The sequence below is a fragment of the Hydrogenophaga pseudoflava NBRC 102511 genome (assembly GCF_001592285.1).
In the GTDB taxonomy this organism is placed as follows: Bacteria; Pseudomonadota; Gammaproteobacteria; order Burkholderiales; family Burkholderiaceae_C; genus Hydrogenophaga; species Hydrogenophaga pseudoflava.
Genome location: NZ_BCWQ01000002.1, coordinates 321,543 through 335,119 on the forward strand (window position 1 = coordinate 321,543; position 13,577 = coordinate 335,119).

The window sequence follows — 13,577 nt, forward strand, 5'->3', positions numbered from 1 at the left end:
ACCCTAGAACGCACACTCTTCATCGCCGGGCCCCAATCAGTGCGGGCATTGCCATCCCCTTGAGGGCGCTGGCAATTCGATGGAGTCGTTCTTCATGTATTCCCCCGACTGTGGTGAGCGTGTTCTCACCGAGATGGATCACGCACGTCTGACCGTGCTGAAGGGTGTTTCCGACCACCCCGACCTGTCCTCCCTGTTGTCGCTGGCCGATCTGGTACCGCCGGCGCAAGTCCCCGCCGACGTGATCACCATGCACTCGCGTGCGCTGATCCGCGACCTGGCGGCAGGCGAGCTGCAAGAGCTGACCTTGTGCTACCCCGGCGACGCGGTCGCCGGGAAGGGCTCCACATCCGTCCTCTCGCCAATCGGCGCAGCCTTGCTGGGCCGCCGTGTGGGTGACAGCGTGCACGTTCAACTGCCGGCCGGCAAAGCCCGCGACCTGCGCATCGAGACCGTGCTGTTCCAGCCCGAAGCCGACGCTGCCTGCGCAGCGTAGCCGCGGCCGCCTGATCTTCCGCCTTTCCTGGTGGTGGCTGACCCCACCAGGCCAAACCCTGGACATCTCTTCCATGACTGCTTCCTTGTCTGCGACCTGGGCGCACGTGATCGCGCCACGCGGTGCTTCCGCGGCCACCCCTGCCGTGCCACAGTCGGCGTTCAACGCGTCCCATGCACACGACCCACCCATCCGGCGACGGGTGGTGGTTCTCACCTCGCTGTCCGTCGGTTCGAGCGGCCACCTGCTGCGGGCCGCGCAAGGCGCCGCCGCCATGGGCGCCGAACTGCAGCTGGCCTACCTGCAGCTGGAAGGGGTCGACCCGTGGAGCGATCCGATGGCCCGCCTGTCCCAACGGGCGCGCTTTCTGCGAAGGCATGTCGCGCTGCCGGTCGAAGTGGTTCCCCAGCCCGTGCAAACCAGCGCAGCCCTGTTGCTGGTGTGTCGGGACGCGAGCCTGGTCTGCCTGGTCGATGGCGAGCCCTCGCCATCGAGCATTCAGCGCCTGTCGCCGGTAGTGCGGGCGCTGCTCAGCCGCGGCAACCGCCCGGTCTGGTGGGTCCACCAGTCCGACCTGGAGACATCCACCCCTGCGCTGTGCTGCCTCTCCAGCGTCAACGCACCAGAGACCGAATGGACGGCCTGGTCGCCCCTGCTGTGGCACCTGCCCTCGCTGCAGCTGCTGCACGTGCTGCCGGACCTGACCGAACAAGCCGTCACGGACGACATGGCGGAGTTGCTGTTGCTGGAGCACCAGCTGCGCAAGGCGCGCGTGGGCGCGCTGCAAGCGCTGGAGACCATCACCAGCACCTGGCGTGCTTCGGGGCGCCGGATGTCGCTCCAGGTGCTCCTCGGCGGATTTGAGGAGCAGCTGGTGAATCACATGGCGGCCCACAAGCCCTGGCTGGTCGTCATCGGCAGCCGCTGGCACACGCTGTCTTTCAGGACCACACTGCGGCGGTTGGCACTCATCAGGGACCAGGGGGCGGATGCGGTGATCGTTCCGCGGGAACGGCGCTCCTGGCGCTCGTGGCTATACGGCTGGATCCGGGGGGCTGTGGCATGAAGACCGTCGAACTGTCCAAACGCCTGGTCAAGGCCAAGAACCCCTGTGCGAACGGCTTCCGCTGGATGCTGCGGCACCACCCGGACGGCCACGACTACCAGCCGCTGCTCGACGCCCTGGTCGCCGACGGCCGGGTCAACGACGCCCGCTGGCTGCTCGACCAGTTCGGAGCGACGAGCGATGTGCTGCGCCTCGAGACGCTCTCCGCCGAGGTCGTCGTGTTTGCGGGCTCCATCGAGGTGGCGGGCGATATCGATGTCGCGGGCATGGTGCGCGCCGGAGGCGGGGTGCGCGCGGGCGGCTCCATCCGGACGGGGGCGCATCTTGTCGCGGGAACCTCCATCGTCGCCGAGGGCACGATCGATGCGGAGTCGGTGTCGGCCGGTGCCGACGTACATGCCAACTCGATCGTGGTCACAGCCGGGGTGCGTGCCGGCGGTGGCCTGCGCTGTTCCCAGAGCCTGTTCTGCCACACGGATCTGGACGTGGCGGAGCAGGCCATGGTCGGCGGGATGCTGGTCGCCGGTGGACGGGTGCGCGTGGGCAGGAGCCTGCGTGTGCGGGGCGAACTCCGTTCGGGCCTGGAAGTGCGCGCCGGTGACGGCATCCAGGTCGATGGGGCGATCGAATGTGGCTCGCATCTGGAAGCCGGCTGGGGCATCCGGTCGGGCGGCGACATCGTCGCGGCCGGTGCGATCCGCGTCGGCGAGAGCCTGCTGGCCCAGGGGGACCTGCGGGCGGGCGCAGACTACGGCATCTACGCCGGCCTGGAGGTGCAGCGCGCCAACTGGGACACCAGTGCGCGGGTCAGCGCCGCGGTGGAACCCGAGAACCTGCTGAGCGGCCACTGGGTGGGCCGCGGAGGCCTGTGATGAGCCTGGCGGGCACCACTGTGGACGCCACCACCCAGGAAGACTTTCACACGCGGATGGTGCTGCTGGGTGCGGGATTTTTTGGTGCCGGCCAGCGCATGGCGCCGGATCTCGGAAAGAATAGGTCATGTCGCGGCGAGCCCTCTACCTGTCTTCGTCTGTCCTGCTGGCCTTGCTCTTGATCGCCTCGCTGGCGTGGTGGAGTTGGCGCCCGCCCGAGGCATCTTCCATCGTCGCCAGCAAGTCCCCGCTGGTGCGCACCTTGCAGTTTTCCGCCCGTGTGGCCACGTTGTCGCGGGTCGACGTGGGCAGCACCTTGACCGCCCGGGTGCGCGAGGTTCTGGTAAACGAAGGCGCACCGGTGGAGGTCGGCGATGTCCTCGTCCGGCTGGAGAGTGAGGAGCTGAAAGCCGCCCTGGCCCAGGCCGAGGCCAACGAACGGCAGGCGCAGGCTCGGCTGAGCGGGCTGCGCAGCACCGGTCGACTGGCGGTGCAGGCCAGCGTGACGCAGGCGGAATCCGTGCTGGTGGCCGCCCGCGCCGAACTGCAGCGCACGCAGGACCTGGTGAGCCGGGGCTTCCTGAGCCAATCCCGCCTGGACGAAGCCCGCCGCGCGGTGGACGTGGCGCAGGCACAGGTGTCCGCCGCCCGCGCACAACGCGATGCCAACGCCGACAGCGGCACCGATGTGGCGCAGGCACAGGCGCAACTGGCGCTCGCGTCCGCGGCCCGGCGGTCGGCGCAGGTGCGCCTGAAAGAGACCGACATCGCCGCACCCGCGAAGGGCAAAGTCCTCTCGCGCTCGGTCGAACCGGGGCAGATCGTCCAGCCGGGCCGCGCCCTGTTGACGCTGGCGTTGTCCGGTCCCCTGCAACTGGTGGCGCAAGTGGACGAGCGGTACCTGGAACAGCTCGCCCCCGGCCAGCCGGCCCAGGTGCTGGCCGACGCCTATCCCGCACAGGCCTTTCAGGCCCGGGTGCTGTCGATCGCCCCGGTGGTCGACTCGCAACGCGGGGCCATCGAGGTCAAATTTTCCCTGCCGGCAGCGGCCCCCGACTTTCTGCGCGAGGACATGACCGTGTCCATCGAGGTCGAAACCGCGCGTCGCGAACAGGCGCTGGTGGTGCCCGTGAGCGCACTGCGGAGCGAGGCGAACGCCGAACCGACCGTGTGGGTGGAACGCGATGGACGCGTGGAGGAACGCCGGGTGCGGCTGGGCTTGCGCACCCTGGCATGGGCCGAGGTGCTCGAGGGCCTGAACGAAGGTGACGCGGTGCTGTTCGGACCGGCCCCCGGCCCGGGTGCCCGGGTGCGTGCCGTGGCCGGTGCGCCGGTGGCTTCCGCGCAGGCGCCGGCCCGGGAGGACGCGGGCGCGGTGATGACCAATGCCGTGGGGCGCTGAGGCCGCTGCATGCTGCTCGGATTTGAAAGCCTGGTCGCCATCCGCTTCCTGCGCGAAGGAAGAATGCAGTCCCTGCTCATCATCGTGGGCGTGGCCGCGGGTGTGGCGGTGGTGGCCTACATCTCGGCCCTGATCACCGGCCTGCAGCGCAACACGATCGAGAAGACGCTGGGCGCACAAGCCCATGTCACGGTGAGCCCGCTGGATGAGCGGGTGCTGGTGGCAGCCACGCCGCCCGGTGCAGGCGCCAGCAAGCTGGAGCAGACCCAGGCCCGCGCGCAACGCCCGCGTTCCATCGACAACTGGCGACTCCTGCTGGCCGAACTGGAGGCCATGCCGCAGGTCGCCGCGGTGTCGCCCATGGTGTCGGCGGCGGGCCTTGCCGTGCGCGGAGAGGCCTCCCGGGCGATCGCGCTGATGGGTGTCGAACTCGAGCGGTACGACCGCATCGTGAAGCTGCGGTCCAAGGTCGTGACCGGGACCGCGCGGCTCGAGCCGGGAGAAGGCCTCATCGGGCTCGAACTGGCCCAGGACCTGGGCGTGCAGGTGGGCGACCGGATCGGCATCGTGGCCAACGGCGTCGAGGATGCCCTGCGGATCACCGCGCTGGTGGACCTCGGGGTGAAAGACCTCAACCGGCGCACCGTGATCGTGCCCTTGCGCACGGCGCAGAGCCTGGTGGGACTGCCCGGCAGCGCCACCGGCCTGGATCTTGCGCTGCACGACATCTGGGCGGCCCAGGACCTGGCGGGCGGGTTGTCCGCGCGCTGGCCCTACAAGGCCGAGAGCTGGCAGCAGGCGAACGCGCAACTGGTGTCGGCGCTGAACGCGCAGTCGGTCAGCACGTCGGTCATTCGCGGCGTCGTGATGATCGTGGTGGTGCTGGGCATCGCCAGCGTGCTGGTCGTGTCGGTCGTGCAGAAGCAGCGGGAGATCGGCATCCTGCGCGCCATGGGCGCCACCAGGGGGCAAGTGCTGCGCGTCTTCCTGCTGCAAGGCCTCATCGTGGGTGCTCTGGGATCGGCGCTGGGCGTGTTGCTGGCGGTGGCCCTGATCTGGCTCTTCACCCATTTCGTTCGCGGATCGGACGGTCTGCCGCTGTTCAACATCACGCTGGATGCCGGACTGGCGCTGCGCATCGCGGCCCTGGCCACCGTGTGCGGCCTGCTCGCCTCTGTCGCCCCCGCGCGCCGCGCCTCCCGGCTGGACCCGGCGCAGGCCATCCGGCTATGAGCGCACCGCCCGCCGCCCACCGCTCGCCTGCACTGCTGGAACTCACAGCGGTCTGCAAGCGCTACAACGTGGGCCAGCCCAACGAGGCCGAGGTGCTGCACGGGGTGTCGTTCAACATCGCCCCTGGTGAGATGGTCGCCCTCATCGGACCCTCCGGATCGGGCAAGAGCACCTTGCTGAACATCCTGGGCCTGCTCGAGCGCACGACCTCGGGCAGCTACCGGATCGAAGGCCAGGAGATGGTGGGCATCGACGACGAGGCGCTGACGCTGCAACGCCGCACCAAGCTGGGTTTCGTGTTCCAGTTCCACCACCTGCTGCCGGCGTTCACCGCACTGGAGAACGTGACCTTGCCGGCCCTGATGCGGGAGGGGCGGGTCACGTCCCGGCAGCTGGGGCGCGCACGCGCCATGCTGGATGCCGTCGGCCTGGGCCACGCCATGGACAAACGCCCAGGCGAGCTGTCCGGTGGCATGCAGCAACGCGTGGCCATTGCACGGGCCATGGTGCTGGAGCCACCGATGGTGCTGGCCGACGAGCCCACGGGCAACCTGGACACCGCCTCATCGGACGAGGTGTTCGCCCTGATGCGCCGCATGCACGCGGAACGGAACACCTCGTTCCTGGTGGTCACCCACGACCCACGCCTGGCCGCGCGCTGCGATCGGGTACTGGAACTGGTGGACGGCCGGCTGGTGCGGGACCAGGTGTCTGGCGCTGCAGGCGGGTCGTCGGCTGTCTAGGCCTTCACGCCCAATATCGCCGCGTCCCACACCTTGACGAAGTGTTTTTCAAACAAGGCTTGCGCCTTCTCGCCATCTCGCCGTCGCAGAACCTCCAGCATGGCCCGGTGATGGCCCAGCACAATCTCGGTGGCCGCCGGCGTGGTGATCTTTCTCACCTTGGGAGAGAGCGAGTAGAAGATGGCCGACATGGTGATCGACAGCACGTGGTTGTGTGCCGCGTCCACCTCGGCCTGGTTGCAGGCCAAGGCCGCTTCGGAAAAAGCACTCTGGTCGTTGCGCACCGATTCCGCGTGGGCAATGGCCGCCTCTATGGAGCGGTAGTCTTCGTCCTGCGCATGGGCGGCCGTCTGCACCAGCACCGCCGACTGCATGCAGCGCCAGGCGCTGAGAATTTCCTGGGTGCTCGTGCCCACCAGCGCCATCTGGATGGCCAGGGCCTCCACCGCAGGCCGGGGGTCTCCCTCGGCGATGCGCACCCCACCGCCGGCCCCTGTGCGAACCTCCACGACACCCAGCGAACCCAGACGCCCCACCGCCTCGCGTATGGGCAGGCGGCTGACATCAAAGCGCGACGCCAGTTCGGTTTCTGAGCCGAGAAATTCGCCGGGGGCAAACACGCCCTCCAGCACCGCCGTCTTGATCTGGCGCTCCACCCTCGATGCGGTGGTTTCGCGCTTTTCAACTTTCCAGACGTGTGCGGTTCGGGACGTGGACATGGATGTGGGGGAGCTCTTGAAGGCGGACAGCCGCAGTGAGCAGGCCTGGGAAATCATACCTGTGCGTGACAAGGGGCTGCCGCGCCGCCCGCGGCCCTGACCGGACTCAGTGACGCAGGAAATCCACCACCTGCCGGTTGAAATCGTCGGCATGCTCCCATTGCGCCCAGTGGCCGCATTTGGAGTACACGACCAGCTTGGCATCGGGAATGGCCCACACCGCCTTCAAGCCGTTGTCCAGCGGAACGAAGCGGTCGTCCCTGCCCCAGATGCACAGGGTCTTGGCACGGATCTTGGGCATCAGGTGGGCCATCACGTCCAGCGGACCGGTCGGGTTGAGTTCCTGGCTCCTGACGAAGTTCTTCAGGTGTTCGCCATCGTTGCGCATCATGGCGTCGTAGCGCCCCTGGACCAGCTCGTCGGTGATCGTGCTGCGGTCGTAGATGAACACGTCGATCATCTTCTTCAGGGCCTCATACGACGGGTCCCGGAACACGCCCAGCATGAGCTTGATGCCTTCGGCCGGTCCCGGCACGAACAGGCTCTGCCCCAGACCCGCAGGCCCCATCAGCACCAGGCGGTCCACGCGTTCCGGGTGATCGATGGCCAGGGTCATGGAGGTGGCGCCCCCCATGGAGTTGCCGACCAGATGGGCCTTGTCGATCTGCAGCGCATCCATCAGGCCTTTGACGCCCCACATGTTGAGCACGCGCCGCGGGGCGGCGGTCACCACCGGATCGGACGATGCAAAGCCGGGGCAGTCGATCAGGATCACGCGGTAGCCCGCGTCGACCAGGGCCTGGAAATTCCGGCTGTAGTTGCTCCAGCCGCTGGCGCCCGGCCCGCCGCCGTGGACCATGATCACGGTCTCGCCCTGACCTGCCTCGTGGTAGTGAATGGAAAAGTCTTTCAGCTCGCCCTCGTTGATGCGCACGCGGCGGCTGGTGCCTTGCTCGGTCAGTGTGGTCATGAGTAGTCTTTGGAAATGGGAAAACGCAGGTCGGTGTTCACGCCGTCTCGGTCGCCGGCTTCTCGAAGGCGCCGACCGGCAGGCCATAGCCCAGCAGGTGGCCGCCGAGAATCCCGGCGTTGTCGTCCGCGTTCATCGTCGGGTGGTTCGCGGCACCGAGGGTGTCCCGCAGATAGCGCTGCATCGGGTTGTCCAGGAACAGCGCGCGCGCCGCCACCGCCTTGTAGAGCAGCAGCACCGCCTCTTCGCAATCCCTGCCGCAGCGGGAGATGTCCAGTTGCAGCTTGACCCGTTCGTCCAGCGGGATCTGCTCACCGCGTTCGGCATAGCCCAGGGCTTCGCGGCAGATGTGCAGGATGCGCATGCGGCTGGTCCGCACGCGCGAGACCGCGTTGCCCAGGCGATCCTTGACATACGGACTGGCCGAGGCGAGCCCGGCGGCACCCAGCACATTGGTGCGCACCTTCATCTGCTCGATGTAGGTGTCCACCGCGCCCTGCGCAAACCCGGTGATGATGGACGCACCGGCCAGATGGAAGGCGACCCCGAAAGGAATCCGGTAGGGCACCGGCAGCTCGCTGGAGGGCGGTGCCACCAGGCTGTGGCCGCGGTGGTCGGGCACGAAGACGTCCTTGATCACCAGGCTCTTGCTGCCAGTCCCCACCAGCGCAAAGGTGTACCAGTCGTCCACGATCTCGTACTGCGTGCGCGGCACGATGAACGACATGCGGTCCACCAGCTGCTTGTCGTCGTTGAAGATGCGCGCGCCGATGAAGGCCCACTGCGCATGGTCACAGCCGCTGGAAGTGCGCCAGGTGCCGTTGAGCACGTAGCCCCCCTCCACCTTGCGGGCTGTGCCGAAGGGGGCGTAGGACGAAGACAGCAACACCTGGTTGTCGGCGCCCCACACCTCCTGGACCGCCTGCTCGGGAAACTGCCCCATTTCCCATTGGTGCACACCCAGGATCATGAGGTTCCAGGCCGAACTGCCGCAGCCGCGCCCCAGCTCCATCACCACCTCGTAGAACGCCTCGGGCGACATTTCCCAGCCGCCCCAGCGCCGGGGCTGGAGGATGCGGAAGAAGCCGGCCGCGCGAAACGCCTCGATGGTCGACGCGGGCACGCAGCGTGCCTTTTCAACCGCATCCGCGCCCTCCTTGAGCCAGGGCAGCATGGCGCGGGCCCGTGCCACCAGCTCGTTGATGGAGGGCGCCTCTTCCTGTGCAAAGGCCGGTGCAAGCAAGTCGTCTCTCTTCATCGCAGTTCTCCCGTCGTCTTCACTTGGCCTCGCGAGCCACCTTGATGATTTCGTTCCGGTACTCGGTCAGAACGTCGGCGGCGTTGCCCAGACCCCGCCCTTTGGCGGCATTGATCCACGCAGCCTCCAGGGGCTGCGCACGTGCCCTCATCGCCTGCACGGCCGCCTCCGGCAGCGGCGTCGGCTCCACGCCAGCCGCCTTGAGCAGGGCAATGGCTTCGGCATCGACCGCATCAAACCCCTTGCCAAACGCACGGGACAGGCGTTCGCCGCTGAGCTTGTCGATGGCGGCTTGGTCCTGCGGGGACAGGGCATCCCACACCTTCTGGCTCATGATCATGGAGAGGCTGGCCAGCGCGATCGGCGTGCGCCGCGACTCCTTCACGAACTTGTCCAGGCGGAACGACTTGACCCCTTCCAGCGGAGCCAGCACGCCGTCGACGATGCCGGTGGAGAGCATTTCGTAGGTTTCCGACACCGGCTTGGCCACCGGCACGGCGCCCAGCAGCTTCACCAGTTCCACGGCGTCCCGGCTGCCCGCCTGGATCTTCATGCCCTCCAGATCCTTGAGCCCGTTGATCGGCTTGCCCACGGTGGAGAAGTTGTTGGGACTGCCGCTCCACACCGCGATCACCTTGAGGCCGCGCATCTCGGCGAACTTCGAGAAGTACTTGTTGTGCATGCGCTGCAAGGCCACCGACGCGGATTCACCGGTGGTTTCGGCCGGCGGGAACGGCACGCCGCTGATGGCGCTGAGCACCGGCGGATTGGGCAGGTAGCCGTCGATGACGAAGGACACATCGGCCAGGCCATCGCGCACGGCGTCGGCGCTCTTGGGCGGCGGCGCGACCGACTTGGGCAGCACGTCGCAGGTGACCCGGTTGGCCGTGGCCGCCGCCACATCCGTGCACCAGGCTGTCATGGTCCGGGTGACGTGGTGATTGGGCGGCACCCAGCTGGACACCACCAGTTTGGTCTGCGCCATCACCGACCCACTGAGGACCATCAGGCCAGCCGCGGCCAGCGAGGGAATGAAACGTTGCATTGCTGTCTCCTGCTCTTGTGTTGAGGTTGAAAAAAGGCACCGCGGGCACACGACCCTCGGCGAAGGTCGAGCCGCCTGGCTCAATCGGAAGGGGTCAGGTCGACGTTGCGGGAGCAGGACTGGAACCTGCCCCGGTAGAACAGCAGCGAATCGCCGGCAGCGCTGCTTTCTTCCATGCCGACCACCTTGCCCAGGAAGATGTGGTGATCGCCCGCCTCCATCACGCTGGCGGTTTCGCAGTGAAAGCGAACAGGGCAGCCCTGCAGCAGGGGCACGCAGCCCTCGCCCTCCACCACCGGCACCCCATCGAAGCGCTGCGGCACGTTGGAGGCAAAGCGCCTGGCCAGATCGATCTGGTCTTCGCTGAGCACGTGCACGGCAAAGTGCGCCGCCTCTTTGAAATGGGGCAGGCTCAGCGACTTGTTGGCCAGGCTCCACAACACCAGGGGCGGCTCCAGCGAGACCGAGCTGAAGCTGTTGACTGTCAGGCCCACCCATTGCTGATCAATGCCGCGGGCCGTCACGATGGCCACGCCTGTCGCAAACCGCCCCAACGCGTGGCGCAGTTGCCTGCCGTCAAAACCCGCCGTCCACACCGGCTCATCCATCAGTTGCATCAGCCACTCCTTGGTGCATTCAGGTTCCAGGACTTGGAACCTTTTCAACCGCCTGGAGATAACTATATGCGTGTTATACAGTCTGACTGTATGGTGTTTACCCTGAGATTCAGGGGCCCACGCCCTCGGCAATGACCAGGCGCATGTGGGCGGCCTGCGCCCGGGCCTGGCGCGCCTGCCGGTAGCGTTCACCGTCGTAGAAGCGCCGGGCATGCTCCACGCTTGAAAAGGCGATGACCACGAGGCGGGCGGGCGTCCAGCCGCCCTCCACCGCGTGCACCGGCCCGCCCCTGACCAGCACCTCGCCCCCCGCTTCGGCGATGGCTTGCGTGGACAGGACCTTGTATTGCTCATAGGCTTGGGCATCGGTCACATCCACCTCTGCGATGACATAGGCACGGCTCATGGTCGTTGGTCTCCTAGGGGTTGGGGGTTGTTGTGCGGTTGCGCGGCCGCCGTGGGGCGGTGCAGATCGGTTGCAGGCCCTCCAGCACGCGGACGCCTTTCCAGAAATCCTGCTGGATCAGCTGGCCAATGGCGTCGAGCAGCAGATTGCGCACCACGGACACCGCTGGCGACACCTCGTCGCGCCGGGGTGTCACCAGGCACAGGGTCCAGCTCAGCAGCGGAAAGCTGAAAGGGATGGCGACCAGTTCGCCGCGTGCGAGTTCGTCGCGCAGGCCTGCCGCGCCGAAGATGCCGACGCCATGGCCGGCGGTGACCATGCCCTTGAGCATCTCGATCCCGTCCACCTCGAACACGAGGTTCAGCCGTTGTGCGTACCTGGCGCACAGGCGGTCGAGCAGCACACGGATGCTGTGTGGCCTGCGGTTGAGCAGCAGGGGAAGCCGGGAGAGATCCGACAGCGCATAGGACGCCGGGTACTCGACGGCTGCGCCAGTGATCGGGTCCCTGGCTGGCGCGACCACGAACAAGGGCTCCACCAGCAGGGGCTGGATGACCAGCGCCGACGAGTCTTCGGCGTTGTACATCAGGGCCAGGTCCAGCTCATCGGCCGCCAGCCACTGGTGGATCGCGTCGGAAGGCCCGGTGCGAATCACGGGCGCGAGGTCTGGAAACTGGCGTTTGCAGCGGTCGTACACCAGCGGGGCCAGAAACCGGCTCGTGGCGGGCGGCATGGCGATCCGCACCTCGCCGCCAGGCGTTTCCAGCGCGGCGTAGACATCGCGCTCCAGGTGATCGAACCGGTCCAGCAACTCGCCGGCCCGCTCCAGCACCACCCCGCCCGCGCTGGTGAGGGACACGCCTTTGGAATGGCGCACCAGCAGCTCGCAGCCCATGGCGTGCTCCAGCCGCTGCACCCGTTTGCTCAACGCCGACACCGCCACCCGCAATTCGGTCGAAGCCCGCGAGAAACTGCGCTGGCGGGCGACCACCACAAACGCGTTCAGGTCTTCGAAGTTCATGCTTCGCTCAATAGACGCCCGGGTAGGTGCCACCGTCCAGCAGGAAGTTCTGCGCCGTGACGTAGCCGCTGTGCTCGCTGGCCAGAAAGGCGCACCAGGCGCCCAGTTCCTCAGGCCGCCCCACGCGCCGCACCGGCGTGTTGCGCGCCATCTCCTGCAGCACCTCGGCGGCGCTGCGGCCGGTCCTGGCGCCGACGGCGGTGGCGTAGCGCTCCAGCCGCTCGGTGTGGAAATTGCCGGGCAGCAGGTTGTTGATGGTGACGCCATGCTCGGCCACCTCGCGCGCCAGGCCCGAGACAAAGCCGATCAGCCCCGCCCTGGCGCCGTTGGAGAGTCCCAGCAGCGGCAGGGGCAGCTTGGCCGAATAGGACGCGATGTTGAGGATGCGCCCCCAGCGGCGCTCGATCATGCCGTCCACATAGGTGCGGATGAGCTGGATCGGCGTCACCATGTTCGCATCCAGGGCGGATGCCCACTGCGCGCGGTCCCAGTCGCGGAAGTCCCCGGGCGGCGGGCCCCCGCCGTTGTTGACCAGAATGTCCGCTTGGGCGCACACCGAATGGATGCGCTCAGGCGCATCGGGCGTGGTCAGGTCGACCGCCACCGTGCGCACCGCCACCCCGGTGTCGTCCTGCAGCTGCCGGGCCACCCGGTTGAGCTTGTCGCCGTCCCTGGCCACCAGCACCAGGTTCACCCCGGCCTGTGCCAGCGCGGTGGCGCAGGCCAGGCCCAGGCCGGCGTTGCCGCCACACACGATAGCCGTGCGCCCGGCAATGCCCAGGTCGAGGCCACGGCTTCCGTGCCCAGGATGCGCCATGCTCACGCCGCCACCATCACCGGCTTCTTGTGGCCCCAGCGGCTGAGCTCCAGATGGGTGACCGGGTTCCACTTTTCACCGGTCGCGCCGCCGTACCCCACTTCCATCAGGTAGCCCGACGGGGTCATGGCATAGAAGGAGAACATCTCGTCCCCCTCATGCACCCCGAACGAACGCTCGATCGAGACGCCATTGGCCACACAGCGCTCATAGGCCAGACCCACGTCGTCGAGTTGCTGGTATTCCACCATCAGGTGGCGCGTGGGCTTGGGCTGCCCGCCCGGCAGCACCGCCAGCAGGTGGTGCCGGCCACCGGCGCCGTGCAGGAAGGTGGCCACCATGCGGCGACCCTCGGGCCCCGGCGCGTCGGCGTAGCCGCTGACGCCCAGGCCCAGGACGTCCTGGTAGAAGCGCACGCTCCTGGGGTAGTCGGGCGACGTGAGCGCGGCATGCCCCAGCCCCAGCGCGCCGGCTTTGAAGCCACCACGGACCAGGGGGGACTGGAAGGCGCGGGTCGGCGCGAAACAGCGGGCTCCGCAATAGAACTCGTGCACATAGTGCAGGCAGGGGTCCTGGCAGGAGAACACCCGGTGCACGCCGCGCGCGGCGGCCAGGGCCGCATCGCCCTCCTCCACCGCGTGCCCCTTGGAACGCACCCGTTCCACCATCTCCAGCAACTCATACTCGGTCGTCAGCTCCCAGCCAAAGACCTGCAACTCGTCGTCCGGACTCTGGCGCAGCACCAGGCGCTGTTCGCAGTCGTCGACCCGGAACCCCACCGACCCGTCGGCATGCCGACGACTGACCTGCATGCCCAGCAGATCGCACAGAAAGGATGTCCACCGGGCCGGGTCGCTGACACCCAGGACCATGTAGCCAATGGAACTGATTCCAACCATGAAGAACCTCCAG

General features: G+C 67.7%; 15 protein-coding genes. 6 read left to right on the forward strand and 9 right to left on the reverse strand.

Translation table 11 applies throughout. The features are described from left to right. Positions 1-94: 94 nt before the first annotated feature. From HPS01S_RS04395 to HPS01S_RS04420, 6 genes are all read left to right on the forward strand, one after another. The gene (locus HPS01S_RS04395) at positions 95-496 is read left to right on the forward strand and encodes a GreA/GreB family elongation factor (protein ID WP_066151818.1); all 402 of its coding nucleotides are present in this window, start codon (positions 95-97) and stop codon (positions 494-496) included. Positions 497-569: 73 nt separating this feature from the next. After that, positions 570-1,562: a putative universal stress family protein gene (locus tag HPS01S_RS04400; RefSeq protein WP_157576085.1), complete on the forward strand. Its 993-nt coding sequence runs from the start codon at positions 570-572 to the stop codon at positions 1,560-1,562. Next, the gene (locus tag HPS01S_RS04405; protein WP_255284146.1) at positions 1,526-2,434 is read left to right on the forward strand and encodes a FapA family protein; all 909 of its coding nucleotides are present in this window, start codon (positions 1,526-1,528) and stop codon (positions 2,432-2,434) included. The genes HPS01S_RS04400 and HPS01S_RS04405 overlap by 37 nt, the downstream gene beginning before the upstream one ends. Positions 2,435-2,561: 127 nt before the next feature. Next, a complete protein-coding gene (locus HPS01S_RS04410) occupies positions 2,562-3,836 on the forward strand; it encodes an efflux RND transporter periplasmic adaptor subunit (protein WP_066151622.1) in 1,275 nt (424 codons plus the stop codon). 9 nt (positions 3,837-3,845) lie between these two features. Continuing rightward, positions 3,846-5,069, forward strand: coding sequence for an ABC transporter permease (locus HPS01S_RS04415; RefSeq protein WP_066151624.1), 1,224 nt, complete (start codon positions 3,846-3,848; stop codon positions 5,067-5,069). Beyond that, on the forward strand, positions 5,066-5,812 hold the full coding sequence (locus tag HPS01S_RS04420; RefSeq protein ID WP_066151626.1) for an ABC transporter ATP-binding protein: 747 nt from the start codon (positions 5,066-5,068) through the stop codon (positions 5,810-5,812). The genes HPS01S_RS04415 and HPS01S_RS04420 overlap by 4 nt, the downstream gene beginning before the upstream one ends. Here HPS01S_RS04420 and HPS01S_RS04425 read toward each other — a convergent pair. From HPS01S_RS04425 to HPS01S_RS04465, 9 genes are all read right to left on the reverse strand, one after another. Then, complete coding sequence (locus tag HPS01S_RS04425; RefSeq protein ID WP_169803931.1) at positions 5,809-6,531, reverse strand: FadR/GntR family transcriptional regulator; 723 nt, start codon at positions 6,529-6,531, stop codon at positions 5,809-5,811. The genes HPS01S_RS04420 and HPS01S_RS04425 overlap by 4 nt on opposite strands. A gap of 106 nt (positions 6,532-6,637) precedes the next feature. Continuing rightward, the gene (locus tag HPS01S_RS04430) at positions 6,638-7,501 is read right to left on the reverse strand and encodes an alpha/beta fold hydrolase (RefSeq protein WP_066151630.1); all 864 of its coding nucleotides are present in this window, start codon (positions 7,499-7,501) and stop codon (positions 6,638-6,640) included. A 37-nt stretch (positions 7,502-7,538) separates the two neighbouring features. Continuing rightward, the gene (locus tag HPS01S_RS04435) at positions 7,539-8,759 is read right to left on the reverse strand and encodes an acyl-CoA dehydrogenase family protein (RefSeq protein ID WP_066151632.1); all 1,221 of its coding nucleotides are present in this window, start codon (positions 8,757-8,759) and stop codon (positions 7,539-7,541) included. A 19-nt stretch (positions 8,760-8,778) separates the two neighbouring features. Next, the gene (locus HPS01S_RS04440; protein WP_066151636.1) at positions 8,779-9,804 is read right to left on the reverse strand and encodes a TRAP transporter substrate-binding protein; all 1,026 of its coding nucleotides are present in this window, start codon (positions 9,802-9,804) and stop codon (positions 8,779-8,781) included. An 80-nt stretch (positions 9,805-9,884) separates the two neighbouring features. Beyond that, positions 9,885-10,421 (reverse strand): flavin reductase family protein, encoded by a 537-nt coding sequence (locus HPS01S_RS04445; RefSeq protein ID WP_255284147.1) that lies wholly within the window; start codon positions 10,419-10,421, stop codon positions 9,885-9,887. A 109-nt stretch (positions 10,422-10,530) separates the two neighbouring features. Further along, positions 10,531-10,827, reverse strand: a complete 297-nt coding sequence (locus HPS01S_RS04450) for a DUF1330 domain-containing protein (protein WP_066151638.1) — start codon at positions 10,825-10,827, stop codon at positions 10,531-10,533. 13 nt (positions 10,828-10,840) lie between these two features. Further along, the gene (locus tag HPS01S_RS04455; protein WP_066151639.1) at positions 10,841-11,848 is read right to left on the reverse strand and encodes a LysR family transcriptional regulator; all 1,008 of its coding nucleotides are present in this window, start codon (positions 11,846-11,848) and stop codon (positions 10,841-10,843) included. Positions 11,849-11,855: 7 nt separating this feature from the next. After that, on the reverse strand, positions 11,856-12,665 hold the full coding sequence (locus tag HPS01S_RS04460) for an SDR family oxidoreductase (protein WP_066151642.1): 810 nt from the start codon (positions 12,663-12,665) through the stop codon (positions 11,856-11,858). Positions 12,666-12,667: 2 nt separating this feature from the next. Next, on the reverse strand, positions 12,668-13,564 hold the full coding sequence (locus tag HPS01S_RS04465) for a VOC family protein (RefSeq protein ID WP_066151644.1): 897 nt from the start codon (positions 13,562-13,564) through the stop codon (positions 12,668-12,670). Positions 13,565-13,577: the final 13 nt, after the last annotated feature.

What these genes read in the sequence shown, in the direction of transcription:
- HPS01S_RS04395 (WP_066151818.1), top strand. Translation starts at nt 95, where the DNA reads ATGTATTCCCCCGACTGTGGTGAGCGTGTTCTCACCGAGATGGATCAC.
- HPS01S_RS04400 (WP_157576085.1), top strand. Translation starts at nt 570, where the DNA reads ATGACTGCTTCCTTGTCTGCGACCTGGGCGCACGTGATCGCGCCACGC.
- HPS01S_RS04410 (WP_066151622.1), top strand. Translation starts at nt 2,562, where the DNA reads ATGTCGCGGCGAGCCCTCTACCTGTCTTCGTCTGTCCTGCTGGCCTTG.
- HPS01S_RS04415 (WP_066151624.1), top strand. Translation starts at nt 3,846, where the DNA reads ATGCTGCTCGGATTTGAAAGCCTGGTCGCCATCCGCTTCCTGCGCGAA.
- HPS01S_RS04420 (WP_066151626.1), top strand. Translation starts at nt 5,066, where the DNA reads ATGAGCGCACCGCCCGCCGCCCACCGCTCGCCTGCACTGCTGGAACTC.
- HPS01S_RS04425 (WP_169803931.1), bottom strand. Translation starts at nt 6,531, where the DNA reads ATGTCCACGTCCCGAACCGCACACGTCTGGAAAGTTGAAAAGCGCGAA.
- HPS01S_RS04430 (WP_066151630.1), bottom strand. Translation starts at nt 7,501, where the DNA reads ATGACCACACTGACCGAGCAAGGCACCAGCCGCCGCGTGCGCATCAAC.
- HPS01S_RS04435 (WP_066151632.1), bottom strand. Translation starts at nt 8,759, where the DNA reads ATGAAGAGAGACGACTTGCTTGCACCGGCCTTTGCACAGGAAGAGGCG.
- HPS01S_RS04440 (WP_066151636.1), bottom strand. Translation starts at nt 9,804, where the DNA reads ATGCAACGTTTCATTCCCTCGCTGGCCGCGGCTGGCCTGATGGTCCTC.
- HPS01S_RS04445 (WP_255284147.1), bottom strand. Translation starts at nt 10,421, where the DNA reads ATGCAACTGATGGATGAGCCGGTGTGGACGGCGGGTTTTGACGGCAGG.
- HPS01S_RS04450 (WP_066151638.1), bottom strand. Translation starts at nt 10,827, where the DNA reads ATGAGCCGTGCCTATGTCATCGCAGAGGTGGATGTGACCGATGCCCAA.
- HPS01S_RS04455 (WP_066151639.1), bottom strand. Translation starts at nt 11,848, where the DNA reads ATGAACTTCGAAGACCTGAACGCGTTTGTGGTGGTCGCCCGCCAGCGC.
- HPS01S_RS04460 (WP_066151642.1), bottom strand. Translation starts at nt 12,665, where the DNA reads ATGGCGCATCCTGGGCACGGAAGCCGTGGCCTCGACCTGGGCATTGCC.
- HPS01S_RS04465 (WP_066151644.1), bottom strand. Translation starts at nt 13,564, where the DNA reads ATGGTTGGAATCAGTTCCATTGGCTACATGGTCCTGGGTGTCAGCGAC.